Genomic DNA, 25,243 nt, shown 5'->3' on the forward strand with positions numbered 1-25,243 from the left:
GGCGCCGGGGGCGGGGGCCCCGGGGGGGGGGGGGGGGGGGGGCGGGGGGGGCCCGGGGGGGGGGGCCCCCCGCCGGGGGGGGGGGGGGGCGCCCCCCCCGGCCGGGGGGGGGGGGGCCCCCACGTTTCCGGGCCGGCCGGGCCGGCAGCGCGTCCGGGGTGACGCCTTGCCGGTCCGGCCGGGGCCGGCCGGGTGGACGGTGGGCACGGGGGAGCCGACCGGCCACCCGGAGTCTTCGGGTGGTACTGCTTCCTGCTGGTACCACGAGTGTTACCGGGTGGTGCTGGTACTGCGGGTGGTGCGTTCCGGGTGGGCGGTGAGCCCGGGGGGAGTCGCTCGCCGCCCACCCGGAGTTCTGGGGTTATCCCGTGGACGACTGCCCGTCCTCGGATCGGCCGGTCTTGCTCGGGCGGATGTCCGGCAGGGTGGGCGCGGCGGGCAGCGGCGGGACGGTCGCACCGGTCTTGCCGGGCTTGGTGCCGCTGCCGCCGGTGTCCTGGCCGTTCCCGCCGCCCTTGCCGGCGTCGGTGCCGCCCTTGCCGGCGCCCGCGCTGGGAGCGTCGCCGGGCCGGCCGGGGTCGCGTGGCTGCGCACTGGTGCCCTGGTGGTCGCCGTCTCCCGCGCCGAGGGCCTTGGCGCAGAAGTCCGGCACCCGGTCCGCTCCCTCGGCGGCCGCGACCAGCGGACCGTAGAGCGGATCGGTGACCAGCCGGGCAGGGCGGTCGCCCTTGGCCGTCCGGTCGGCGAAACCGCGGCAGAGGCCGAGCAGCGCGGGCGGTACGGCCGGACGATCGCCGTGACCCTCGGCCGACGGGGTGCCGGGGGTCGCGGTGCCGAAGGGGGCGGCCGTCTGTGGGCCGGGGGAGGCGGCGTCGGACGGACGGGCGGAGCCGGACGGCGGGGCGAACGGGGCGCCGGCGAAGTGGCCGCCGCCCGACGCGCCCGGCGAGGTGCCGGAGGCGCCGCCCTGGGCCGCGAGCGTGCGCTCGGGCTCGGCGGTGCCGCCGCTCAGCGGGGACGGCAGGTTGCCGGTGCCGGCGGCGACCGCGACCCCGCACAGCGCGGTGGCGCCGAGCACGGCGGCAGCAGCCTTCGTGCTGAAGGCCCTGGCCAGCGCTGCGGTTGCCATTGATCGTCTCCGGACGGGGGTCACTACGGGGTCGGGCGTGAGACTCGCCTCCCGGAACGCGGCCAGGGCGGCTTCCTCCCCGGCCAGTTCACCGGCCGTCGCGGGAGCGGCGGCCGCGGCGAGCACCCGGGCGAGCTGCCCGGGACCGCCGTCCGGTCCGGTGAGCGAGGCCTCCTGCCCGGCCGACGGGGCGGCCACGGCACCGCCGAGCAGCTGCTCGGCGGTATCACGGTCGATCCGACGGGATCGGTTGGTGCTCATCTCATGTCCTTCAGCGTCGCGGCCCGGCGTTCTGTCACACCCTGCGGAGAACTTTTTTTCGCGGGTTTCCCCGCGGGCTGCCCGGAGGCCTTGCCCGCGCTCCCTTCGGCGGCCTTCCCGGGGTCGCCGGGGGCCCTTCCTGCGGTGCCGCCGGGGGCCTTGACGGCGCCCTCGTCGGCTGACCCGCCCGTCCGCGCAGCCGGGATCCCGCCCCCGGACGCGAAGGGCTGCTCCAGTAGCTTGGCCAGCCGTCGAAGCCCCCGGTGGGCGGCCATCCGGACGGTGCCGGCCCGCTTGCCGAGCACCTGGGCGGCGCTCTCCGCGTCCAGCTCCATGACCACCCGCAGCAGCACTGCCTCGGCCTGGTCGCGCGGCAGCCGGGAGATCAGCGCCAGTGCGTCGGCGGTGCCCACGGTGGTCAGCGCGGCGCCCGCGGTGTCATCCCCGGCCGCAAGTTCGACGAGGTACTCGAAGGGCAGGTCGGCGACCGGACGGCGGCGGCGGGCGCGCAGGTGGTCGAGTGCCCGGTGGCGGGCGATGGTGGCGGCCCAGCCGCGGAAGCCGTCCCCGTCGCCGGAGAAGCCGCTCAGGTCGCGGGCGATCTGCAGCCAGGTCTCCGAAGCGATGTCCTCGGCGTCCTGCATGTCCTCCGGCCGGCCGCCGACCAGCACCCGCAGGTAGCGCAGCAGGCCCGGTTGGACGGTCCGGAACAGCAGCCGGAACGCCTCCTCGTCCCCGCCCTGCGCGGCGCGGACCGCGTCGGCCAGATCGACGGGAGCGGCCGCCGGTCCCGGTGGTGGGTCGTCTGCGGTCGGTATTGGTCCGGACCGGCCGACTGGGCTGCCGGTGCCCGCTCCGGGGCGCTCTGCACTCTGCACCCGCCACATGATGCGCCATTCGGGCGAACAGGTCGGCTCCGGTCGAAGGACCGGCCCGCCCGGGGCCAAGGTCCCGCGCGCTGCTGCCCTTCGTCCGCAGACCCGGCGGGCCTGCACCGCCTATGTTGTCCGTAGACGAATCAGTCCGGGGCCGCCGGCACGCCCGGAGACCGGATCCGCCGAAGTGCCCGGTCCGCCGCCGCGGACCCGCCGCGCCCGACGACGTACGCGCGTCCACACGCACCCGGTTCGTGCACATCCGGGACGCATGACCCGGCCCCGACCGCGCAGACGAGGCGGGGACCACCGGCGGCCCACCCAAGACCCCGCAGGACCGGCACAGGACCGACCGAGAACCGGCACAGGACCGGCGCAGGACCGGCGCAGGACCGACCGAGGACCACCGCAGGGGCCGGCCGAGGACCACCGCAGGACCGGCCATGCCACCCCCAGGCCCGCCCGAGGGTGCCACCAGCAGCCACGGCCAGTAGCCACGACCAGCAGGGACGAACGATGACGACTGCCCTCGAGCTCCACACGAAGGGCCTGCGCGAACACCTCGCGCCCGCCCTGCGCGCCCTGGGCCTCACCGGGTGGCGCCGGAGCTTCAACCTGCCGGACGACACCCACTGGGTGCTGCTCGGCCTCGTCGAGCGCCCCGCCGCCGACCGGGTGCCCTTCACTTCGACCTCAGCCTGGTCCGCCGCACCGACTGGACCGCTGCCGCCCTGCCCGGCCATCGGCCCGACCCCCGCGTCCGGTACGGCATCGAGACCTGGCGGGCCCGGATCGGCGAGGTGCTGCCGGTCGGCGAGGACGTCTGGTGGGAGGTGCTGCCCGGGCGGCGCTGGCAGCTCCCACTGGACGATGCCGTCGCCGCCGTCCGGCACTACGGCCTGCCGGAGCTGCGCCGCCGGGCCGAGGCCGACCGTGCCCCGACCGGGGAGACCTATCTCTCCCCCGCCGAACTGCAGGAGGTCAACGCCGCGCTGCCGACCGTCGCGGTGGCCCGGGTGCAGCGCGCCGAGCTGGCCGACAAGGCGCTGGTGCTGACCGGTGCCTGGACCCGGGGCGACGCCGTCGCCCGGACCGTCCTGGCCGGGGTCGCGCAGGGGTTCCTGTCCGCCGGGGACGAGCGGTTCGGCACCGTCCGCTGCCGGGACACCCTGGACCGCGAGCTGTGGACCTTCCCCGCTGACGACTAGAGAACCGCAGGTCGGACGGGGTGTCACGGTGCGCTCCATGACAACTGTCACGCGGATCCCGCAACGGACGGCACTGCTCTGACGGAGGGTCGGCCGGAAAGACTGGAGGCACGACGCGGGCAGCAGCCCGCGGCCACCAGCCGGGGAGGAACCCACCGTGAGCCAGATCGTCAGCGCCGCCGCCGGCGCCCCCACCCTCGCCGTCACCCCCACCGTCACCCCCACCGTCGCCGTCGCCGTCTCCGCCCGTGCGAAGGCCGCTCCCGCGAAGGCCGCCGCCGATGTTCGGCAGGCCCAGGCAGTTGCCGAGGGCGCCGCCCACGCCAAGGCCGCCAACCCGCTGCTCTCCGGCCTCCGCCCGCTGGCCCTCGACGTGGCCGCCCCGCTGGCCGGCTACTACCTGTTGCACTCGGCCTGCGGCCTGAGCGAGTTCGCCGCCCTGGCCTGGAGCAGCGCCTTCCCGGCCGCCCGCACCGTCATCGGCCTGCTCCGGGAACGCAAGGTCAACCTGTGGGCCGCGCTGATGCTGACCGTCAACCTGGCGGGCCTCGCCCTGACCTTCGTCACCGGCGACGCCCGGATGATGATCGCCAAGGACGGCGGACTGAGCGGCACCGTGGCGCTCGCGATCCTGGTCTCGGCGGTGATCGGCCGACCGGTGATGAGCCCGATGCTGATGCCCTTCCTCACCAAGGGCAAGCGGGACCGCGCCGCCGCCTGGCAGCGGCTGGTCGAGGGCCGGGCGGCCGCGTCGCGATCCTTCCGCCGCCACGAGCGCCTGTTCTCGGGCATCTGGGGCGCCGCGCTGCTGACCGAGTGCGCGGCCCGGGTGGTCGGCGCCTTCACCCTGCCGGTGTCGACGATGGCCTGGCTGTCCACCGTGTTCCTGATCGGCGCGATCGTGGCCGGTTCGATGCTCGGCCAGATCGCCACCGAGCCGATGGAGAAGCTGGTCAGTGCCGAGACCGAGGCCCCGACCGCCGCCTGAGCCCCACACCCGCCCGCCGCCCGACCGCCGCCTGACCAGCACCCCGACCACCACCCCGATCAGCACGGGAGCGCCACCCCGACCGGCACGTGAACAGCCGGTTCCGAGGACTCGAACGGCCAGGAACCATCCTGATCTCCCGGGAGTCCTTACATAACGAGGGGGTAACGGGACCCCCCGACGAGGAAACGGGGAGTCCCATGAACCGGACGACGGACGCGCTGACCACCATCGAGGACCGCACCCTCGTCTGGGACGGCTGCCTGAACATCCGCGACCTGGGCGGGCTGCCCACCGCCTCCGGCCGGCTCACCGCCCGCCGTGCGATAGTCCGGGCGGACAACCTGGACCGCCTCACCTCCGAGGGCTGGGACGCCCTCCTCGACCACGGGGTCCGCACCGTGATCGACCTGCGCAACGCCGAGGAGTACAAGCCGCTCCTCCCGCTCCCCGACGACGTCGACCTGATCCGCGTCCCGCTGGACGAACTGGCCGGCCCCGCCTGGTGGGAGGACCACGGCCGGCTGGACGGCACCCCGCTCGCGCTCCGCCCGTACCTGGACCACTGCCCGCACGCCGCCGCCGCGCTGATCGCCGCGATCGCCGGCGCCCGCCCCGGCGGCGTGGTCGTGCACTGCGGCGCCGGCCGTGACCGCACCGGCCTCGCCGCCCTGCTGCTGCTCGCCCTGGCCGGGGTCGACCGGGCCTCGATCGCCGAGGACTACCTGCTGAGCGGCCCCAACGTCCGCCCGCTGTACGGGATGCTGGGCCTGCCCGACCCGTACCGCCGGATCGACGCGGTGCTCGCCGAGGCCGGCACCACCGCCGAGGCCGCCCTGGAAGCCACGCTCGACGGGTTCGACCCGGCCGGCTACCTGCTCGCGGCGGGCGTCACGCCCGACCGGATCGCCGCCGTCCGCAGCCGACTGCTGCCGGCCGCATAGGAACCGCCAGGCAGGAACGCCGCACAGGAACCGCCACATAGGACCCGACGCACAGAAGCCGACGCACAGAAGCCGCCGCGCAGGACGGGTCGCCGGAAGCCTTCACGACAATCGTCAATCGATGGTTGACGATCCCGGGGCGACAACCTACGGTTGACGCATGGAGAATCCCGTTGTTCCCAACACCACTCCGTTGCGCCTCGACGACCTGATCGCCGCGATCAAGAAGGTCCACACCGACGCGCTCGACCAACTCTCCGACGCGGTCATCGCCGCCGACCACCTCGGCGAGCTCGCCGACCACCTGATCGGCCACTTCGTCGACCAGGCCCGGCGCTCCGGCGCCTCCTGGACCGACATCGGCCAGAGCATGGGCGTCAGCAAGCAGGCCGCCCAGAAGCGCTTCGTCCCCAGGGACCCGGCCACCCCGAACGACCTCGACCCCAGCCAGGGTTTCAGCCGGTTCACCCCCCGGGCCCGCAGCGTCGTGGTGGCCTCGCAGGAGGAGGCCCGGAAGGCGAGCAACGCCGAGATCACCACGGAGCACCTGCTGCTCGGCCTGCTCGCCGAGCCCGAGGGCATCGGCATGAAGGCGCTCGCCGCCCAGGGCGTCGCCCCGCAGGCCCTGCGGGAGGCGGCCACCGCCGCCCTGCCGGCCGCCGTCGACGAACTGCCCGCGCTGATCCCGTTCGACGCCCGGAGCAAGAAGGCGCTGGAGCTGACCTTCCGCGAGGCGCTCAAGCTCGGACACAACTACGTCGGCACCGAGCACCTCCTGCTCGCGCTGCTGGAGCAGGACAACGGCCAGGGCATCCTCACCGCGCTGAAGGTGGACAAGTCCGAGGCGGAGACCTTCGTCTCGGAGGCCATCGCCGCCATCATCGCCGCCCGGAACGCGGAGTCCGAGCAGCAGGGTTGAGGACCCGGCGCCGCGCCCCGGGCGGAACACCCGCCCGGGGCACGACACTTCCTGCTGGAACCCGGAGCCTAGAAGCCGGAGACTCGGGTGGTGACGATCCGGACCCGGCCGTCCTCCGCCGCCTCCAGCGCCGCCCGCAGCCGGGCCGATCGGGCCGGGCCGAGGAGCTCCAGCGCCTCCTCGAGCGGGGCCCAGCGGTGGTCGTCCAGCTCACCGGCTGGGACGGTCACGGGGGTGCCGTCCGGGACGGTGCCGAAGTCGAACATGAAGTGCTCGGCGGGGTGGTCGAGTTCGGCCGAGGGGTGGGTCCAGGAGATGGCCAGCAGCTCACCGGCCTCCCGGACGATGCCGGTCTCCTCCTCCAACTCCCGCTTGGCGCACTCGACCGGGCCCTCCCCGAGGTCGATCGTGCCCCCGGGGAACTGCCAGTGCTCGCGGTACCCGGCCTTCACGATCAGGATCCGACCGGACTCGTCCCGCAGCAGGCCGCCCGCCCCCGCATAGATCCGGGGCAGGGACGCCAGCCATTCCTCGCGGGACTTCAAGGGCTCAGCCGTCACGGTGCTCCTCCTGGGGCAGGTGGGGTTCGACGGCCCCACTCTGCCACCAGGCTTCGTCCCCAGGCTTCGTCACCGCACCTCGCTACCGCACCTCGCCACCGGACCTCGCCACCGGACCTCGCCACCGAAACGTCGCCGCCGGACTTCGGAGCGGACCGATGAGTCGGCACCGTCATGCCGGTCCAATCCGTATGACCACCACCACCGGGACCACCGGCGAGACCACACCGAGCACGACCGTGCTGACCTGCGACCTGCGCGCGCTGACCGCCCCCGACCTGGCCGTCGTCGACGCGCTCGCCCGGCTGCGCCTCGCCGCCGCCCGGTACGGGGTGGACGTGGTGCTGCTGAACGCGAGCGGCCCGCTGCGGGAACTGCTCGCGTTCAGCGGGCTCGCGGCACTGCTGCCGGGCGCGGCCGATCCACTCGACCTGTACGGGCTACTCGGCGTCGACCTCCCCCTCGCGGACATCCGGGCGGACATCCGGGCGGGCGTCGACCGGTCCAGCGCCGACCGGCCCGACCCCGGCCTGCCCGGCATCCAGTCGGGGCGGCAGGCCGAACAGTGGGAAGAGCACATCGGTGTCCAGGAAGTTGGTGAACCCGGTGATCCGCCCCGCTGACACCTCCGGCACGATCAGCGCCCACGGCTCGTGCCCGCCCGCCGGGCTCGGCCGGTACTGGGCGAAGGCCGGCCCGCCGTTGGCCGTCACCGGGAGCAGCCGGGAGTCACGGCAGCCGTGCCCGGGGCCCAGCATCCAGGCCCGGATCTCGTCCTGCCCCTGCAGCCACATCGCGAACGGCGGCATGTTGAGCGTGACGTCCTCGTGCAGCAGGGCGGCCAGGCCGTCCATGTCGTACGCCTCGAAGGCGCGGACGTAGCGGTCCAGCAGCGCGCGGTGGTCCTCGTCCAGCGCGGGGACCGGCCGGGCGGCCGAGGCGTCGGTGGCGAGCACCGCGCGGGCGCGCTGCAGCGCGCTGTTGACCGAGGCCACCGTGACGCCGAGGAGTTCGGCGACCTCGGCGGCCTTCCAGCCGAGCACCTCACGAAGGATCAGCACCGCCCGCTGCCGGGGCGCGAGCCGCTGCAGCACGGCCACGAAGGCCAGCTTCACCGATTCGCGCTGGGCGGCCACCTCGGCCGGGTCCCCCGTCTCGGGCAGCACCCGGCCGTCCGGGGCGGGGCCGATCCAGGTCACCTCGGGCAGCTGGGTGTCGTGCGCCGTGGCCACCGTGACCGGGCCCGCCAGGTCCATCGGACGGGCCCGGGCGTTGCGGCCGTTCAGCGCGTCCAGGCAGACGTTGGTGGCGATGCGGTACAGCCAGGAGCGCAGCGCGGCCCGGCCCTCGAAGCCCCGGTGCCCGCGCCAGGCCCGGACCATGGTCTCCTGCACCGCGTCCTCGGCCTCGAAGACGGAGCCGAGCATCCGGTAGCAGTAGCCGGTGAGTTCCGTCCGGTACCGCTCCAGCTGGAGCTCGACCGGCTCCTCCGTGATCACGTCGGCCATCGTGCGCCCCCGTCGTCGTGCCGTGCCCTGGTGAACGGGACGAACGTAGCGCAGGGCACCGACATTGATCCGCTCACGGCTCCGGCAGCCGGCCGTCGGCTCACCGCTCCGACGGCCGGCTCACTGCTTCCCGTACACCTGGCCGGAGCCGAAGCCGGTGGTCACCAGCTTCCACAGGGTGGGGAACTCCTCGCCGGAGATGCCGGTCGGGTTGAGCCCGACGATCACGGTGCGGGAGAGGTCGCGGGTGGCGAAGAAACCGCTGCTGTAGCCGGGCCGGGCACCGGTCTTGCCCCAGATCTCGGTGCCGTTCGGCAGCACGCTGCGCAGCATGCCGCCCGCGCTGAAGCAGGCGTGGCCGGCGGTCGGGCCGATCTCGCAGCTCTTGTTGTGGTCGTTCGGCACGTTCGGGACGGCGAACACCTCAGCCTGCTGGGCGGGCGGCAGCAGCCGGCCGCGGAAGAGGGCGTCGAAGAACCGCTCCAGGTCGGCGGCGGAGGAGATCATGCCGCCTTCGGCCCACGGGTACGGGCTCTGCTCGGTGACGTCCACCCGGTCGGTGGTGCCGTCGGCGGCGCGGACGTCCACGTAGCCGGAGGCGTGCGGACCGTGAACGGTCAGGTCGTCGGCGGCCGGGACGTAGGTGGCGTGCAGGCCGAGCGGGCCCGTGATGCGTCGGCGCACCTGGTCGGCGAAGGTGTCGCCGCTGACCTTCTCGATCACCATCCCGGCGACGAAGTAGTTGTTGCCGTTGTACTGCTGGGCGGTGCCGGGCACGAAGCTCATCGGCTGGGTGAGCATGTCGGCGACCACCTGCTCGGGGCTGAAGTAGTCCGCCTTGTGCGCGGCGAACCACGCCGTGCTGCCGTCCCCCGCGGTCATTCCGCCGCCGCCGGGCAGACCGCTGGTGTGGTCGAGCAACTGCCGTACGGTGACCGGCGGGTAGCCGGTCGGCAGCAGGCCGGGCAGGTAGTGCTGGACGGTGCCGTCCAGGTAGACCTTGCCCTCGGCGACGAGCTGGAGCATCACGGTCGCCGTGAACACCTTGGAGATGCTGCCGATCCGGAACCGGGCATTCGCCGGGACGTCCTCGCCCGAGGTGCCGCGCCACCGCGCGTCCTGGCCGCCCACCCGGACCAGCGCGCCGGTGATGTCGGCGGGCAGGGTGTCGAGGGTCTTCGCGAGCGATTCCCGGTCCAGCGGCCCCGGTTGGGCCGACGCGGAGGCGGAGCCAGCGCTGACGGACGGCGCCTCCGCAGCCAGGGCCGGGGCCGCAGCGCCGACCGTGACGGCGGCGAGCAGCGCACCGGCTGCCGCAAGGGTGGACCAACGAATGCTGCGCGTACGGGTGTTCATCCGGCTTCTCTCCAACGACGGCTCGCCCGGCGGGCGGTGGCTCTGACAGGAGAGAGTCTTCGGCGGGACACCCGGCCGCGGCATCCGGGAACTCCCCTGAGCCGGCCCGGAGAAGGCCCCCGAGAAGACCCCCGAGGAGAGCCCCGAGGAGAGCCCTGATGAAAGCCCCCGAGGAAAGCCCCCGAGAGCACCCCTGGCCATGCGCCGGGGGCGGACACCCGCAGCTCGGTGCCCGCCCCCGGCCGGACGGTTCAGTGGGCGGAGTGCTTCTCCGCGCCGCGGTGCCGGTGGCCCTTGAGTTCGGCGTGCATCGCCGGAGCGGAGTGCGTGGCCGCGGCCGGCGTGTCGCGCCCGCCGTGGCGGAACGCCTCGCCGGTGCCGTACCCGGCGCCGGCGGAAGACACCGCGCCGGTGCGCAGCTTCGGCCCGATCCGGGCGGGTGGGCTCGCCATGCCGCGGCGTTCCAGCAGTTCCTGGGTGCCCTGGCGGAGCTGGGCGGTGCTGCCCGGTGTTCGCTTGGTCATCGTGGGCCTCCCTTCGGCGGTCCACCGGCCGGACGGGCGTCGGCCGGAGGGGCCGCACGGGCTTTATGTCCGGATTTTATCCGTCGTGCGCGCCCACGCCACCGGGGAGAGCGGGGAGAGCCGCGAGACCCGGGAGACCGGGGAGACCGGGGAGACCGGGGAGACCGGGGAGACCGGTCGCGAACGCCCGTCTCAGCCCATGACCTCGTGGACGAAGCACCAGCGCCAGTCCTCCCCCGGCTCGTACGAGCGGATCACCGGGTGGGAGGTGTTGTGGAAGTGCGCGGTGGCGTGCCGCTGCGGCGAGAAGTCGCAGCAGCCGATGTGGCCGCAGTCCAGGCAGATCCGCAGGTGCACCCAGTCCCGGCGCCCCTGCGCCAGGCAGTCGGCGCAGCCGTTGGTGGGAGGAACGGGCTCGATGTCCTGAGGGGCCAGAGCGAGGTCTTCGCAGGCACTCATGAGTGCAGGCTAAGCCGCCCCGGGCCGTCCCGCCCGCTCAGAACTCCCCGGACGGCCCGCTCAGGACGACCCGGCCCGACCCGCCCCGGACGGCCCGCTCGGCCTGCCCGGGACGCCTCCGGCGCTCAGGAGACGCCGGACGCCTCGGACTCCGCCCCCGGCGCCGTCCAACTCGCCAGCAGCGCCAGCTTCTGGGCGGTCGGCGAGCCCACCGGGGCGGTGTAGACGACCAGCAGTTGGTCCGGCGAGCCGTTGACGCCCAGGGTCTCGTAGCCGAACTCCAGGTCGCCGACCAGCGGGTGCCGGACCAGCTTGACGCCGTGGGTCTTCTCCCGGACCAGGTGGTCCGCCCAGAGCCGGCCGAACTCCTCGCTGCGCACCGACAGTTCACCCACCAGGGCGCTCAGCTCCGGGTCCTCCGGGTGCAGTCCGGCGTCCCGGCGCAGGTAGGAGACGGTCTCCGCGGCGACCGCGTCCCACTGCCGGTAGTAGTCCCGGGCCGCCGGGTCGAGGAAGCCGTGCCGGGCCTGGTTGGGCGGGCCGTCCGGGCCGCCGTCCGTACGCGTGGAGAAGCCGTTCACCGCGTCGCCCAGCGCGTTCCAGGCCAGGACGTCCATCCGGCGGCCCAGGACGAAGGCCGGCACCTCGGTCATCAGGTCCAGCAGCAGCCTGGTCCCCGGGCGGACCTGCTGCCGGGCCTGTCCCCGCGCGGCACCGGCGGCGGCACCGGCCGGGGCCTTGGGCGGACGGGCGAGCGAGCGCAGGTGTGCCGTCTCCACCTCGTCCAGCCGCAACACGCGGGCCACCGCGTCCAGCACCGCGTCCGAGGCGCTGCCGCCCCGGCCCTGCTCCAGCCGGACGTAGTAGTCGACGCTGACGCCCGCGAGCTGCGCCACCTCCTCCCGGCGCAGCCCCTGCACCCGGCGGCGGCCGTGCGAGGGCAGGCCCACCTCCTCCGGCAGGATCCGGGCCCGGCGCGTGCGGAGGAAGTCCCCCAGGGTGTTCTCCATGCCTGGCAGGTTAGCCGCGAGCGGCCGCGCGAGGGTGGTACTGCCGTACCCAGGAAAGGCCGTCCCGGGAAGGGGGTTCCCAGGACGGCGGTACCCGGGAAAGGCACAGCCCTGGGTCGGCGGCGGCGGTCCGCGCAGAGTGGTCGACGTCAGCCCGACCACCGCCGGAAACCCCGGAACCCCCGGACCCTCTGGCCCCCGGAACACCGGAACCTCTGGACCCGGACCCCGGAACCTGGACCCCCCTGGAGCCCCCGATGAGCCTCGCCTCCCTCGCCACCCGCACCGCCGTCGTCACCGGAGCCGCCAGCGGCATGGGCGCCGCCACCGCCCGGACGCTCGCCGCCCAGGGCGCCCGGGTCGCCCTGCTCGCCCGGCGCACCGATCGGCTGGACGCGCTCGCCGCCGAGATCGCCGCCGCCGGCGGGCAGGCGCTCGCCGTCACCGCCGACATCACCGACCAGGCCTCCGTGGACGCCGCCGCGAAGGCCGTCCACGACACCTACGGGCAGGTCGACCTGGTCGTCAACAATGCCGGGGTGATGCTGCCCAACCCGCTCGTCGACGGCCGGATCGACGAGTGGACCCGCATGGTCGACACCAACCTCACCGGCGCGCTGCGGATCGTCCGCGCCTTCACCGCCGACCTCACCGCGGCCGCCGCCGAGGGCCGCACCGCCGACCTGGTCAACGTCTCCTCGATCGCCTCACACGTGGTCTTCCCCGACTACGCCGTGTACGGCGCCACCAAGGCCGCGCTCACCCAGCTGTCCGCCGCCCTGCGCAGCGAGCTGGGCCCGCGCGACGTCCGGGTCAGCGCGATCGAGCCCGGCCTGACCGACACCGAACTCGGCGGGCACATCGACAACCCGGCCCTGCGCGAACAGCTCGGCGGCATGTTCGACGTCATCCCGGCGCTCGCGGCCGAGGACATCGCCGACCTCATCGCGTACACCGTCAGCCGCCCCCGGCACGTCAACCTGCGCCACCTGGTCGTGCTGCCGACCCGGCAGGCGTGACCGGCCCGCCCGGCGTCCACGCTCCGCACGCACGGGTGGCATGGGAGCATGCCACCCGTGGCGATCGTGACGGGGAGAACGAACGGCGACACCGACGGGGGCGACACCGGCGGTGTGCCCGCGCAACTGGCGGGTGACGCGGGCGATGCGGGTGACGCGGGCGACGCGGGGGTGCCGGACGGCGGTGCAGCAGGCAGCGGCACAACGGGCAGCGGCGGTGCGACGGACACCAGTAGAGCGGGCAGCAGGGTCACCGGGATCCCCGGGCAGGCCGGACCCGGCCGGTTCCCGGCCCGCCCGGTGCCCGCCACCGGCCGGCTCCGGCAGCCCGTCGCCCTGATCCGGTTGCTCGGCGGCCTGTTCGCCATCGCCCTCACCCTGCTGCTCGCCGACTACGCCCGCGCCACCACCGGCGGCATCGCCGCCGACGTGGCCGAGGCCGCCGCCCTGGTGCCGCGGCCGCTGGCGAGCCTGGCAGGCGGGCTCACCACTGCCGCCGTCCTGCTGCTGCCGGTCGGCCTCGCCGTGCGCCGCCTGCTCGGCCCCGACCGGCGGCGCGCCCTCCAGCAGGTCTCCGACGGGCTGCTCGCCGCCGTCCTCGCGTACGGCGCCACCCTCGGCGTGGACCTGTGGGCGGACGGCCTCGCTCCGCACTCGCTGCTCACCGCGCTCAGCCAGCCGCTGCCCGGCGACGTCCTCGGGCACACCGAACCGGTGTACGGCTACCTCGCCCCGGTCCTCGCCTTCATGACCGCCTCCGGCAGCCGCGAACGCCGCCTGCCCTGGACCGTCCTCGCCCTCTCCGGCCTCGCCGGACTGGCCGGCGGCTTCGCCACCCCCACCGCGCTGCTGCTCGGCCTGCTGATCGGCTGGACCGGCGCCCACGGCACCCTCTACGCGGTCGGCACCCCCGACCCCTGCCCCCGGCCCGGCGAGATCCTGCGCGCCCTGCGCGAGAGCGGCCTGCGCCCGGTCGAAGCCCACCCGACCGGGCCCGACCGCTACCGGGTCCGACAGGCCGACGACCGCCCCGACCTCGACGTCCAGCTCCTCGACCGGCAGGCCGTCACCGCCGCCGCCGTCCAGCGCGCATGGCGCCGGCTGCGCCTGCGCACCGCCCCCGACCCGCGGGTCCTGCGCTCCCCGCGCACCGGCCTGGAACACGAGGCCCTGGTGACGTACGCGGCCCTGGCCGCCGGCGTCCGCACCCGCAGCATCGCCGCCACCGCCGGTGTCGGCCACGACACCGCCCTCCTCGCGTACGAGCGGCTGGCCGGCCGCACCCTGGACCAGCTCGCCGACGAGGAGATCACCGACGAGCTGCTCACCGACGCCTGGGGCCAGCTCGCCCTCCTCCAGCGCCGCGAGATCGCCCACCGCGCCCTCGTCCCCTCCTCGCTCCTGGTCGACGGCTCGGGCGCGGTGCACCTGGTCGACTTCGCCGACGGTGACATCGCCGCCACCGAACTCGTCCTGCGCTGCGACATCGCCCAGCTCCTCACCACCCTCGCCCTGCGCACCGGCGCCGCCCGCTCCGTCCGCACCGCCACCACCGTCCTCGGCCGCGACCCCATCGGCGCCGCTCTCCCCCTCCTCCAACCGATCGCCCTCACCCACACCACCCGCCGCGCCCTCAAACGCCACGCGAAACCCACCGGCCCGGCCCCGGCCCGGCCGGAACCGTCGCCCGCCGCCACCCCGGCCGCCTCGGCTGGCACCGCCCCAGGCGCAGGCACCGGCACCGGCACCGGCACCAGCACCAGCACCAGCACCGCCGACGGGGCGCAGACCCAGAACGCCCCCGTTCCCGGTGGGCTGCTGGAGGAGATCCGGGCGGAGGTGCTGCGGGCGCGGCCGCAGGTGGTGGGGCGGCCGGTGCGGTTGGAGCGGTTGCGGCCGCGGACGATGCTGGCCGTCGTGGGCGGGGTGGTGGCCGGGTGGCTGCTGATCCCGCAGCTGTTCGCGGCGGAGGACAACCCGGTCTCCGCCCTGGCGGACGCCGATCCATGGTGGCTGCTGCTGGCGCTGGTCGCGGCGGCGACGAGCCACGTCACGGCGGCGATGGGGTTCGTCGGCTTCGTGCCGGAGCGGCTGGACTTCCGCAACGCGGTGCTGGCGCAGGTGGCCGGGTCGTTCGTGAAGCTGGTGTCGCCCGGCGGGGTCGGCGGGGTCGCGCTGAACACCCGCCTGCTGCAGCAGGCGGGGATCCCGACGGCGCAGGCGCTGTCCAGCGTCGGTGTGGGGACGATGATCGGACTGGTGCTGCACCTGCTGCAGCTGGGGGCCTTCGTCTACCTGCTGGACCTGCAGCCGGGCGGCTCCGAGCTGGACGCGCTGCCCGCGGTGGTCGGCGGGCTGGCGGGGGCGGCGGCGCTGCTGGCGTTGGTGTCGGCCATCCCGGTGGCCCGGCGGTGGCTGGCGGCGCGGCTGCGGCCGTTGACGACCGAGGTGGTGCCGCGGCTGCTGGACCTGCTGCGCAGTCCGACCCGGCTGGCGGTCGGGGTGACCGGGCAGCTGCTGGTGTCGATCTGCCTGATCTCCTGCCTGTACTGCTGTACCCGGGCGATCGGCCGGGAGCCGTCCTTCGCCTCGGTCGCGGTGGTGTTCCTGGTGGGCAACGCGGCGGGCAGCGCGGCGCCGACCCCGGGCGGGGCCGGCGCGGTGGACGGGGCACTGATCACGCTGCTGCAGCAGACCGCGTCGATGGAGAAGGGCGGCGCGCTGGCGGCGGTGGCGCTGTACCGGCTGCTGACGCTGATCCTGCCGGTGCTGCCGGGCTGGGCGGCGCTGGCCTGGCTGCAACGCCGCCGCGCGCTCTAGGGTCCGCCACACGCCGTAGGGCCGCCGCTCGGGAACAGCCCGGCACGCGGGGCCCGCTCGGGTTCAGCCCGACCCCGCGCGGCCCGCTCGGGACGGCTACTCCCGGTACTCGTCCTCGTCGAGCTGGACCACCCGGGTCTGCTCCGCGACGTCCGCGACGTCGGTGGCCGGGTCGGCGCCGAGGGCGCGGCGCTCGGCGACCTCGTCGTACTCGTCGACGTCGGGCGCCTCCTCGTCGGGCTCGACGGTCTCGGCGGTCTCGTCGATCAGGTAGTCCTCGTGATCCTGCGGCATGGCATCGTCCTCACTGTTCGGAGGCTCCCACGGGCCCGGGTGGCGGTACTGGCAGTATCCGCCGCCCGGTGCCCGGACGCGAAGCGCCGAGCCCGCCCGGGCGTGTTGCCGCAAGCGCCGTGCCGCCTCCGTGCCGCCTCCGTGCCGCCCGGCCGAACCCCTCGCATTGACCCACGAATCACGCTGCCGAATGACCCAAGAGAAGGGTGCATTCCGAGCCTAGGGTCGTAGCCATGACGACGAACGAGCTCACCGAAGCCCCCGCCCGCCTCGACTACGCCCGCACCGTCCCGAAGGTGTTCCGGGCGATGATCGCCCTGGACGCCGCCGCCCGCGAGGGCCTGGACCCGGCGCTGGTCGAGCTCGTCCAGATGCGCACCTCGCAGCTGAACGGCTGCGCGTACTGCCTGGACATGCACACCAAGGACGCCCGCAAGGCCGGCGAGAGCGACGAGCGGATCTACCTGCTGCCGGTCTGGCCGGAGGCCCCGGCCGGGGTGTACAGCGAGCGCGAGCGGGCCGCCCTGGCACTCGCGGAGGAGATCGCGCGGATCGGCGGCGGGGTCTCGGACGCGGTGTACGCCCGGGCGGCCGCGCACTTCGCGGAGGCCGAGCTGGCGCAGCTGATCTCGGTCTGCTTCACCATCAACGCCTGGAACCGCATCAACGTGGCCACCCGCAAGTCCCCCGGCGCCGCCTGACCGGGCCACCTGCCGGACCGCCGCGCGGGGCACCGTACGCAGCACCGCCCGGTGGCCCGCGCGGAACGCCGCCCAGGCCACCGGGGGTACGATCGGTGCCGTACAAAGGGCTTACCCACACCCACCCGGTGGCCCCGAGGCCCACACGAACGACGGGGAAATCATGTCCGGCTCGCACTACTTCAGCGGTGCACCCGAGGTCGCCAGCGACCGTCGGCCGATCACGGTCTCCCTGCCGGACCTGACCCTGGAACTGACCACCGACACCGGGGTGTTCTCCCGCGAGCGGCTCGACCCGGGCACCCGGATCCTGCTGGAGCACGCCCCGCAGCCGCGGGTGCGCGGCCCGATCCTGGACGTCGGCTGCGGCTACGGCCCGATCGCGCTCACCTGGGCGACCCGGCGCAAGCGCCTGCCGGTCTGGGGGGTGGACGTCAACGAGCGCGCCCTGGAGCTGGTGCGGCTCAACGCCGAGGCGCTGGGGCTGGGCAACGTCCAGGCCGCGCTGCCGGACGACGTCCCGGAGGACCTCCGGTTCGCGACGATCTACTCCAACCCGCCGATCCGGATCGGCAAGGCGGCACTGCGCCGCCTGCTGACGCACTGGCTCGGCCGGCTGACCCCGGACGGCTCGGCGTTCCTCGTGGTGCAGAAGCACCTGGGCTCGGACTCGCTGCAGAAGTGGCTGAACGACCAGGGCTACCCGACGACCCGGGTCGCGTCGGTCAACGGGTTCCGGATTCTGGAAGCGCGGCCCCGTCCCGAGGTGGGCGAGGGCTCCGAGAATGGACGAGGTACGACGTCGTGAAGCAGCTCCGCGGGACCGAACTGAAGCGTCTGCACCGCTCGTGGCGGCGCAGCAACGAGTTCCGGCTCGCGATGATCCTGGAGAACCTGCAGTCGCCGTTCAACGTCGGCTCGGTGGTCCGGACCGGTGCGGCGATGGGCGCCGAGAAGCTGTACCTGGTCGGGGACACCCCGTCGGTGCGCTCGTCCGGCGCGCAGAAGGCCGCGATGGGCACCGACAAGTACCTGAAGGTGGAGCACTTCCCGACCATCGCCGAGGCGGTGGCGGCGGCGAAGGCGGACGGCTTCAAGGTGGTCGGCCTGGAGCTGGCGGACGAGGCGGTGCCGATGTTCGCCGCCGAGCTGACCCCGGCGGTGGCCTTCGTGCTCGGGCACGAGGACCGCGGGATCACGCCGGACGCGCTGGAGCTCTGCGACCAGGTGGTGTTCGTGCCGCAGCTGGGCCGGGTCGGTTCGCTGAACGTGTCGGCGGCCGCGACGGTGGCCTGCTACGAGGCGCGCCGGCAGGGGTACACGATCAGCGGCACCCCGGACGGCGACCTCGGCGGTGACTTCGGGGGCGACCTCGGGGGCGACGAGGACTGAAGCGTGTGAACGGCGGGAGGGGTGTGCCGAAAGGCCCACCCCTCCCGGCGTTTCCGCCCGGAAACCCCGCACATCTCTGCCGAACGGCAGATGTGCGAACGGCCTCCGCCCGGAAGCATTCCGTGCGTGACCGAACTCCGGATCCTCGACCTGACCAAGGAGTACCGCGGCGACAAGCGCGCGGTGGACTCCTTCACTCTGACGCTGCGGCCCGGCGTGCTCGGCCTGCTCGGCGCCAACGGCGCCGGCAAGTCGAGCCTGATGCGCATCCTGGCCACGGTCACCCGGCCCACCTCGGGCCGGGTGCTCTGGGAGGGCGAGGACATCGCCCGCCGCCCCGGGCCGCTGCGCCGTGCCGTCGGGTACCTCCCGCAGGACTTCGGCGTCTACCCGCAGCTCACCGCGCGCGAGTTCCTCGGCTACCTGGCCGCCGCCAAGGGGATGCGGCGGCGCCCCGCGAAGGCCCGGATCGACGAACTGCTCGAGCTGGTCAACCTGTCGGGCGCGGCCGGGCAGCGGCTCGGCGCGATGTCCGGCGGGATGCGCCAGCGGGTCGGCATCGCCCAGGCACTGCTCAACGACCCGGCGCTGCTGATCGTGGACGAGCCGACGGTCGGGCTGGATCCGGAGGAGCGGCTGCGCTTCGGCAGCCTGCTGAGCGGGCTCGGCGCCGACCGGATCGTCGTGCTGTCCACCCACATCGTCCCGGACGTGGCCGCCACCGCCGACCGGATCGCCGTCATGGGGCACGGCCGGCTGCTGCACCACGGCACCCCGGAGGAGTTGCTCCGCCGCGCCGAGGGCTCCGTCTGGGAGTTGACCGTCGGGGCCGAGCAACTCCCCTCGCTGCGTTCGCGGTTCCTGCTCGGCGGCACCACCCGCACCCCGCAGGGCGTCCGGGCGCGGGTGCTGTCCGGGGCCCGGCCCGCACCGGAGGCTCAGCCCGTCACGCCCCGGCTGGACGACGCGTACCTGCTGCTCACCGCCGCCCCGGCCGCGGCCGAGGAGGTGGCGGCATGGTGACGCGCGTCGGGGCGCTGGCCCTGGCCGACTTCCGGGAGCGCCGACGGCGGCCCGGCTACCTGGTCGTGCTGCTGGGCACGCTCGCCCTCGGGCTGCTGGCCGCGCCGGTCGGCGACTCCCGCTGGGAGGTGTTCCAGGTGACCGATCTGCACGGCCGCTACACCAGCGGCTACGTGGGGACGGTGACGGCGCTCGGCGGCGCGGTCTGGCTGTCGCTGGCGGGCTTCGGCATCGTGCGCGGGGCGATCCCCCGGGACGAGCAGAGCGGTGTCGGCCGGCTGCTCGCCGCCACGCCGATGAGCCGGATCGCCTATCTGGCCGGCAAGTTCGGCAGCAACCTGCTGCTGTTCGGCTCGATGCTGCTCGCCCTGGCCGGAACGGCGCTCGGGGTGCAGCTGCTCAAGGGCGACGCGGACCACGTGGACGTGGTGCGGCTGCTGCTGCCGTACGTCCTGATCACGCTGCCGCTGCTGGCGGCGGTGGCCGGGTGCGCGGTGCTCTTCGACACCGTGCCCGGGCTGCGCGGCGGGCTGGGGGCCGCGGTCTGGTGCGCGGTCTGGCTGGTGCTCGTCCTGGGCGCGCAGACGAGCAGCGGGCTGGATCTGCTGGGCATGCGGCGGATCACCGCGTCGATCCGGGAGGTGCTCGCGGCGGGCGGACGGCCGGTTGACGGCGTGGAGTTCGGGGTCGGGCTGACGGCGGACGACCGGGTGCTCGGCACCTTCGACTGGCCCGGTCTGGGGCCGGGCGAGGCGGGCGGACCGGCCGCGACGGGGCTCCTGCTGACGGCGGCGGCCGTCGGGCTCGCGCTGCTCGGGGCGCTCTGGTTCCGCCGCTTCGACGGGGCGCAGGCACGCCCGGGTACGACGACGCTCCGCCCGGGCGCGACGGGGGTGCGCCCGGGCGGGTGGGGCCGTGGGGCCGCCCCACAGGACGGCGCGGCGGGCGCGGATCCGGAGGCCGGCCCCGCCGCCTTCGCACTGGATCCGGCCCGACTGACCCCGGCCCACCGGGGCGGCACGGTGCTCGCCGCGCTCGCCGGTGAACTGCGGATCCTGGCGCAGGGGCAGCGGTGGTGGTGGGCCGGGGCCGCGGTGATCGCGCCGGTGGCGCTGAGCGTCGCACCGGACGGGCCCAGCCACGCGATGCTGCCGTTCGCGATGCTCTGGCCGATGCTCCTCTGGTCCCGGATGGGCCACCGGGCGGGCGGCGGCAGCATCGAGGAACTGCTCGGCGCCTGCCCGTCCCCGCTGCGCCGCGGGCTGGCCGCCCTGCTCGCCGGGATCGTCCCGGCGCTGGCGGTGGCGGCCGGGCCGGTGGTCCGGCTGCTCGGCGCCGGGGAGTCCCGGGCCGCCGCGGGCGCCCTGGCCGGGGCGCTGCTGATCCCCTCCCTGGCGATGCTCTGCGGCACCGTCACCCGCGGCCCCCGGCTGTTCCAGACCCTCTACCCGCTGCTCTGGTACGCGATGGTCAACCACGTCGGCGGGCTGGACTTCCTCGGCGTCTCCGGGGGCCGCGCCCCGGCCCCGGCGGCGGTCGCCGGCCTCGCCGCCGCACTGGCCCTGGGCGCGCTCACCGTCGACGCGATACGCCACGCCACCCGCTAGCCGACGGGTCGAGAGCCGGTTCCCCCGCCCGGGGGAGCCGGTCCCTCCGCAGGACGGAGGCCACGCCCGGGGGCGAACCGGCAGCGTTGTCGGCAACGGACGCACAGCCCGAAATCCCGCCCCGCACCGAAGGACCGACCATGCGCAAGCCGATCACCGCCATCGCCCTCGCCACCGCAGCCACCGCCCTCTCGGCGGGCACCGCCATCGCAGCCCCCGCCCCCGCGCCCGCAGCCGACCACCTCCGGCTGCACAGCTGGACCGTGCTCAACGAGCACGGCCCCGGCCCCAACCCCGGCGAGCGGCTCACCGCGTGGGTCGACGCCCGGACCGTCGACGGCCGCACACGTGGACACGCCGTGGTGCAGCACGAGTTCATCGGAACCGGTACCGCCCGGGTCGAGTTCGACATCGACTGCCTGACCGCCGACGCCGGCGGTGCGGTCACCGTCACCGGGCCGGTCGGCACCGCCACCGTCACGCCGGTCAACGGCCCGGCGACCGCCGGCCGGGCCGACTGGCACCCCGAGACCGGTCTCACCTTCTATCCCGCGGACGCGAGCGGCGAGCACCGGGTCGGCTGGGCCGGGGCCGACTTCCTGCACCCCGACGCGCCCGCCCGGGCCACCAGGTGCACCCCGGTCCCGGCCGGTCTCTGGGTCATCGAGGGTCGCACCGCCGTACACCGGTGATCCATCCGCGCCCACCGGAGAAGCACCGGAGTGAGGAGGACGGCCATGCCGACCGCCGCCGGACGGGCTGCCCGTCGTGGCCCCGCGGACACGGCAACGATCCGCAAAGCTGCCGGTCAACCGGCAGATTGGGCCCGGCGCGAGGCCGAAACCCCGGAGTACGATGGCCCGGTCCCGGAGGCGCCGAACGCATCAGAGTCCCGTGGGCCCGCCCCTCGCCGAAGCCGAAGCGATCCTCTCGGAGCGAGGTCGGGCAGGGCCGCGCGCCCGGGGATCGTCAATCGCACCACAGCACCAGGCAAGGCCCAGAACGACGGCCCGTCGTGCTGCGCAGGCAGGGCGAGGGGCCGCGCCACGCCCCGATGCCCCGTCTGTGAGGACGCACCCATGACCCCTGCCTTGTCCACCACGAGCCCGACCACCGGCGGACGCCCGACCGGGATCGCCGACTCCACCGACTCCACCTCCACAGCCACCGGAGTCTTGACCTCCACCTCCACCTCCACCGAACCCGCGACCGAACCCTCCACCTACAGCAGGCTGTTGGGCCTACTGGCCACCCATCCCGCCGCCTACCGGACGATCTGCCACGAGCCGGAGGGGAACACCGCCCTCGCCAGCGAGCTGCGCGGCCACCCGCTGGAGCAGGCCGCCAAGTCCATCGTCATCCGGGCCAAGCGCACCAAGCAGGCCGGCGGCGGCCGGTACGCGCTCGCCGTGGTGCCGGGCGACCGCCGGGTCGATCTGGACGCCGTCGGCCAGGCCCTCGGGTCCAGCCGGGTCGGCTTCGCGGACCGCACCACCGCCGAGCGGCTGAGCGGCTGCGTGACCGGCTCGATCATCCCGTTCTCGTTCCACCCCGATCTCGAACTCCTCGTCGACCACGACCTGTTGGCGCATAGCCATCTCTTTTTCAACGCCGCGAGACTCGATCGCTCCATCGAACTGCGCACCGCCGTCTACCGGACGCTGGCACAACCGCAGGTGCTCGCCATCGCTGCCTAGCCCCTCCCGGTCCGGCCCGGGAGCGGATCCCGAGCCGGACCCCCCGGGCCGCCCTGCCAGGACGAGATTCCGCCACCTCCGGCGACCTGGTAGGAAGTGGATCATCATGAACGACAACGATGTAGTACGACTGGACCAGGTCACCCGCACCTACGGAGCGGGCCAGAACACCGTCACCGCCCTGGCCGGGGTCACCCTCGGCTTCGCCCGCGGCAGCTTCACCGCCGTCATGGGCCCGTCCGGCTCCGGCAAGAGCACCCTGCTCCAGTGCGCCGCCGGACTCGACCGCCCGGACTCCGGCACCGTCATCGTCGACGGCGTCGACCTCGGCGGCCTCGACGAGACCGCCCTGACCGAACTGCGCCGGGAGCGCCTGGGCTTCGTCTTCCAGGCCTTCAACCTCCTGGGAGCCTTGACCGCCGAGCAGAACGTCGGCCTGCCACTGCGCCTGGCCGGCCGTAGACCCGACCCGGCGCAGGTCCGGGACGCCCTCGCCCAGGTGGGCCTGGGCGAGCGGACCGGCCACCTGCCCTCGCAGATGTCCGGCGGCCAGCAGCAGCGGGTGGCGATCGCCCGGGCGCTGATCGCCGCCCCCGAGGTGCTCTTCGCAGACGAACCAACCGGCGCCCTGGACAGCTCCAGCAGCCGCGAGGTGCTCACCCTGCTCCGCTCCCTGGTCGATCGGCAGGGCCAGAGCACCATCATGGTCACCCACGACCCGGTCGCTGCCTCCTACGCCGACACCGTGCTCTTCCTCGCCGACGGCCAGGTCGTCGACCGTCTGGCCGACCCGGACCCGCAGACCGTAGCCGCCCGGATGACCGCGCTGGAAGACGCCCGCGCAAAGGCTGCCGCCAACGCCGCCGCAGAAGCCGGAACCCCCGGACACGGTGACCCCCGATGAACGGTCTCCGACTGCTGCTCCCGATCGCCGCCGTCTCCCTGCGGCGACGGTGGCCGTCCTTCGTCGGCTCCTTCGTCGCGCTCGCCCTCGGCGTCGCGGTGATGTCCGCCGCCGGGGTGCTCCTCAACACCACGATGGGCGAGGACTCGCTGCCCGGCGCGCCCTCGCTGCACAAGCTGGTGAGCTTCATGGCCGCCATGGCCGGATTCGTCTCGGTCTTCGTGGTCTCCTCGACCTTCGCCTTCGCCGTCGCCCAGCGCCGCCAGGAGACGGCGATGCTGCGCGCGGTCGGCGCGACGCCGCGTCAGGTCCGGGCGCTGGTCCTCGGCGAGGCCCTGGTAGTGGCGCTGGCCGCCGCGGTCTCGGGCTGCCTGCTCGGGCTGGCCGTCGCCCCGGCGATCGCCGGCTGGCTGGTCGACCAGGGCGCCGCGCCGAGTGGCTTCCACTCCGAGCCGGCCCTGCTGCCGCTGCTGCTCGCGGCCTCGGGCGGGCTCGTCGTCGCCCTGCTCGGCGCCTACGCGGCCTCCCGCCGGGCCGGCCGGGTGCGGCCGGTGGAGGCACTGAACGAGGTCGCCGTCGACAAGAAGGTGATGCCGGTGGTCCGTTGGGTGGCCTCGGTCCTCTTCCTCGGTGTCTTCGGCTACACCCTGTCGACGTTCATCTCGATGCCCGCGTCGATGCTGGCCGACCCGCAGTCCCGCGATCCGGAGACCACCCCGCAGTGGGCGCTGCTCTTCGACGTCATGGCGGTGCTCGCCGTCGTGCTGATCGCCCCGGTGCTGGTGCCGCCGCTGGTACGGCTGCTCACCTCGCTCGTCCCGTTGCTGCCCGGCGCGGCCGGGCTGATCGCCCGACAGAACGCGCTCGCCGCGATCCGCCGCACCGTCTCCACCGCGACGCCGGTCTTCCTGGTGATCGGCCTGGCCGGCTCGGTGGTCGGCGGCACGGTGGCCTTCAGCGACGCGATGGCCGCCCAGGGCCGCGCCGCCCTGAAGGCCGGGTACGTGATCGAGCCGTCCGACGGCCACACCGTGCCCGCCGACGCCCTCCGGGGCCTCGCCGCCCTGCCGGACGCCCGACTGACCACCGCGGCGACCGTACGGTTCGACGGCCTGGCGCTCCCGGACCAGCAGCCCGCCCCCGGCCGCCCCACCGACCTGCCGATCCCGGAGGACGGCCTCGCCGTCGACGGCGACCTGCGCGAGGCCTGGAACCTGACCGCCGACGCCGGCTCGCTCGCGGATCTGCACGGCAGGACGGTCGCGGTCTCCACCGACATGGCGCGGGTCTTCGGCTGGCACGTCGGCGACACCCTGAACGCCCGACTCGCGGACGGTACCCGGGAGCCGCTGCGGCTGGTCGCCCAGGTCCGCCACCTGCTGCCACAGCTGCCCGAGATCGTCGTCCCCCGCGAGGCCGTCCCCGGCGAGAGCGCCGTCTCGGTCGCCTACCTGGGCACCGGCGCGGGCCCCGAGCAGGTCACGGCCGCGCTGGGCGGCAGCGCGGCCCGGGCCACCACGGGCGCGGACTGGATCGGGACGCACAACGACCGGACCGCGAAGAACAGCTGGATCGCGATGCTGGCGATCCTCGGCCCGGCCCTCCTCTACGCGCTGATCGCGATCGTCAACACGATGATGATGTCCACCGGCGACCGCCTGCGGGACTTCGCCACCCTGCGCCTGACCGGCGGCACCCGCCGCCAGGTCCTCCGCGTGGTCGCCGTCGAGACCCTGCTGGTCGTCGCCACCGCGGCGGCCCTCGGACTGCTCGTCACCCTGCTGACCCAGTACGCGACCGTCCTGCTGATCGAGAACCGCATCCTCGACGCGACCCAGTCCGCGGCCTTCGACCTGCCCTGGGGCGCCCTCGCCGGAGCCACCGCGGTCTGCCTGGTCCTCGCCCTGGTCTCCAGCCTGGCCCCGGCCCGGCTGGCGCTGCGCATCCGCCCCCTCGACCTCGCGAGCGGCCGCCACTGACCCCCGCCCCCGCCCGGCCCCGCTCCCCCACCCAGGCAGCGGGGCCGGCCCGTTCCCCCACGAAAA

Annotated in this window: 24 protein-coding genes; 15 read left to right on the forward strand and 9 right to left on the reverse strand. The window is 74.7% G+C overall.

Annotated elements, in window-relative coordinates; genetic code table 11:
* Positions 1–361: 361 nt before the first annotated feature.
* Positions 362–1,390, reverse strand: a complete 1,029-nt coding sequence (locus tag ACZ51D_RS30255; RefSeq protein ID WP_465622619.1) for a hypothetical protein — start codon at positions 1,388–1,390, stop codon at positions 362–364.
* On the reverse strand, positions 1,387–2,277 hold the full coding sequence (locus ACZ51D_RS30260) for an RNA polymerase sigma factor (protein WP_465622621.1): 891 nt from the start codon (positions 2,275–2,277) through the stop codon (positions 1,387–1,389). Before ACZ51D_RS30260 ends, ACZ51D_RS30255 begins: the two co-directional genes overlap by 4 nt.
* Before the next feature lie 584 nt (positions 2,278–2,861).
* Between ACZ51D_RS30260 and ACZ51D_RS30265 the strand changes: the two genes are divergently transcribed.
* From ACZ51D_RS30265 to ACZ51D_RS30280, 4 genes are all read left to right on the forward strand, one after another.
* A complete protein-coding gene (locus ACZ51D_RS30265; protein ID WP_465622623.1) occupies positions 2,862–3,473 on the forward strand; it encodes a hypothetical protein in 612 nt (203 codons plus the stop codon).
* Positions 3,474–3,630: 157 nt separating this feature from the next.
* Positions 3,631–4,461: a VC0807 family protein gene (locus ACZ51D_RS30270; protein WP_465622624.1), complete on the forward strand. Its 831-nt coding sequence runs from the start codon at positions 3,631–3,633 to the stop codon at positions 4,459–4,461.
* 200 nt (positions 4,462–4,661) lie between these two features.
* On the forward strand, positions 4,662–5,405 hold the full coding sequence (locus tag ACZ51D_RS30275) for a tyrosine-protein phosphatase (RefSeq protein ID WP_465622625.1): 744 nt from the start codon (positions 4,662–4,664) through the stop codon (positions 5,403–5,405).
* Positions 5,406–5,565: 160 nt separating this feature from the next.
* Positions 5,566–6,324: a Clp protease N-terminal domain-containing protein gene (locus tag ACZ51D_RS30280; RefSeq protein ID WP_465622626.1), complete on the forward strand. Its 759-nt coding sequence runs from the start codon at positions 5,566–5,568 to the stop codon at positions 6,322–6,324.
* A gap of 68 nt (positions 6,325–6,392) precedes the next feature.
* On the opposite strand, the gene ACZ51D_RS30285 is transcribed toward ACZ51D_RS30280, so the two are convergent.
* From ACZ51D_RS30285 to ACZ51D_RS30310, 6 genes are all read right to left on the reverse strand, one after another.
* On the reverse strand, positions 6,393–6,884 hold the full coding sequence (locus tag ACZ51D_RS30285) for an NUDIX hydrolase (protein ID WP_360496110.1): 492 nt from the start codon (positions 6,882–6,884) through the stop codon (positions 6,393–6,395).
* A 440-nt stretch (positions 6,885–7,324) separates the two neighbouring features.
* Complete coding sequence (locus ACZ51D_RS30290) at positions 7,325–8,392, reverse strand: sigma-70 family RNA polymerase sigma factor (protein ID WP_465622629.1); 1,068 nt, start codon at positions 8,390–8,392, stop codon at positions 7,325–7,327.
* A gap of 120 nt (positions 8,393–8,512) precedes the next feature.
* Positions 8,513–9,748, reverse strand: coding sequence for a serine hydrolase domain-containing protein (locus tag ACZ51D_RS30295; protein ID WP_465622631.1), 1,236 nt, complete (start codon positions 9,746–9,748; stop codon positions 8,513–8,515).
* A 251-nt stretch (positions 9,749–9,999) separates the two neighbouring features.
* Positions 10,000–10,272, reverse strand: coding sequence for a hypothetical protein (locus tag ACZ51D_RS30300; RefSeq protein WP_360496119.1), 273 nt, complete (start codon positions 10,270–10,272; stop codon positions 10,000–10,002).
* Positions 10,273–10,464: 192 nt separating this feature from the next.
* On the reverse strand, positions 10,465–10,731 hold the full coding sequence (locus tag ACZ51D_RS30305; protein WP_360496122.1) for a UBP-type zinc finger domain-containing protein: 267 nt from the start codon (positions 10,729–10,731) through the stop codon (positions 10,465–10,467).
* A 125-nt stretch (positions 10,732–10,856) separates the two neighbouring features.
* Positions 10,857–11,741, reverse strand: coding sequence for a helix-turn-helix transcriptional regulator (locus tag ACZ51D_RS30310; protein ID WP_465622633.1), 885 nt, complete (start codon positions 11,739–11,741; stop codon positions 10,857–10,859).
* A 257-nt stretch (positions 11,742–11,998) separates the two neighbouring features.
* Here ACZ51D_RS30310 and ACZ51D_RS30315 point away from each other — a divergent pair, with 257 nt between their 5' ends.
* Positions 11,999–12,760 (forward strand): SDR family oxidoreductase, encoded by a 762-nt coding sequence (locus tag ACZ51D_RS30315; RefSeq protein ID WP_465622634.1) that lies wholly within the window; start codon positions 11,999–12,001, stop codon positions 12,758–12,760.
* A gap of 57 nt (positions 12,761–12,817) precedes the next feature.
* Positions 12,818–15,580 carry a lysylphosphatidylglycerol synthase transmembrane domain-containing protein gene (locus ACZ51D_RS30320; protein ID WP_465622636.1) on the forward strand — a complete coding sequence of 921 codons (2,763 nt, stop codon included), beginning with the start codon at positions 12,818–12,820 and terminating at the stop codon, positions 15,578–15,580.
* Positions 15,581–15,676: 96 nt separating this feature from the next.
* Here ACZ51D_RS30320 and ACZ51D_RS30325 read toward each other — a convergent pair whose 3' ends face one another.
* Positions 15,677–15,874: a hypothetical protein gene (locus ACZ51D_RS30325; protein WP_465622638.1), complete on the reverse strand. Its 198-nt coding sequence runs from the start codon at positions 15,872–15,874 to the stop codon at positions 15,677–15,679.
* A gap of 233 nt (positions 15,875–16,107) precedes the next feature.
* Between ACZ51D_RS30325 and ACZ51D_RS30330 the strand changes: the two genes are divergently transcribed.
* From ACZ51D_RS30330 to ACZ51D_RS30370, 9 genes are all read left to right on the forward strand, one after another.
* The gene (locus tag ACZ51D_RS30330; RefSeq protein ID WP_360496136.1) at positions 16,108–16,575 is read left to right on the forward strand and encodes a carboxymuconolactone decarboxylase family protein; all 468 of its coding nucleotides are present in this window, start codon (positions 16,108–16,110) and stop codon (positions 16,573–16,575) included.
* Between the two features lie 163 nt (positions 16,576–16,738).
* Positions 16,739–17,383 carry a class I SAM-dependent methyltransferase gene (locus ACZ51D_RS30335; protein WP_465622641.1) on the forward strand — a complete coding sequence of 215 codons (645 nt, stop codon included), beginning with the start codon at positions 16,739–16,741 and terminating at the stop codon, positions 17,381–17,383.
* Positions 17,380–17,967: a TrmH family RNA methyltransferase gene (locus tag ACZ51D_RS30340; protein WP_465622642.1), complete on the forward strand. Its 588-nt coding sequence runs from the start codon at positions 17,380–17,382 to the stop codon at positions 17,965–17,967. Before ACZ51D_RS30335 ends, ACZ51D_RS30340 begins: the two co-directional genes overlap by 4 nt.
* A gap of 126 nt (positions 17,968–18,093) precedes the next feature.
* Positions 18,094–18,990 carry an ABC transporter ATP-binding protein gene (locus tag ACZ51D_RS30345; RefSeq protein ID WP_465622644.1) on the forward strand — a complete coding sequence of 299 codons (897 nt, stop codon included), beginning with the start codon at positions 18,094–18,096 and terminating at the stop codon, positions 18,988–18,990.
* A complete protein-coding gene (locus ACZ51D_RS30350) occupies positions 18,984–20,597 on the forward strand; it encodes an ABC transporter permease (protein WP_465622646.1) in 1,614 nt (537 codons plus the stop codon). Before ACZ51D_RS30345 ends, ACZ51D_RS30350 begins: the two co-directional genes overlap by 7 nt.
* A gap of 140 nt (positions 20,598–20,737) precedes the next feature.
* Positions 20,738–21,289 carry a hypothetical protein gene (locus ACZ51D_RS30355; RefSeq protein WP_465622648.1) on the forward strand — a complete coding sequence of 184 codons (552 nt, stop codon included), beginning with the start codon at positions 20,738–20,740 and terminating at the stop codon, positions 21,287–21,289.
* Between the two features lie 387 nt (positions 21,290–21,676).
* Positions 21,677–22,294, forward strand: a complete 618-nt coding sequence (locus ACZ51D_RS30360; RefSeq protein ID WP_465622650.1) for a YbaK/EbsC family protein — start codon at positions 21,677–21,679, stop codon at positions 22,292–22,294.
* A 106-nt stretch (positions 22,295–22,400) separates the two neighbouring features.
* Positions 22,401–23,198 carry an ABC transporter ATP-binding protein gene (locus ACZ51D_RS30365; protein WP_465622652.1) on the forward strand — a complete coding sequence of 266 codons (798 nt, stop codon included), beginning with the start codon at positions 22,401–22,403 and terminating at the stop codon, positions 23,196–23,198.
* A complete protein-coding gene (locus ACZ51D_RS30370; RefSeq protein WP_465622654.1) occupies positions 23,195–25,177 on the forward strand; it encodes an FtsX-like permease family protein in 1,983 nt (660 codons plus the stop codon). Before ACZ51D_RS30365 ends, ACZ51D_RS30370 begins: the two co-directional genes overlap by 4 nt.
* Positions 25,178–25,243: the final 66 nt, after the last annotated feature.

Source organism: Kitasatospora sp. NPDC033851, from assembly GCF_055576085.1.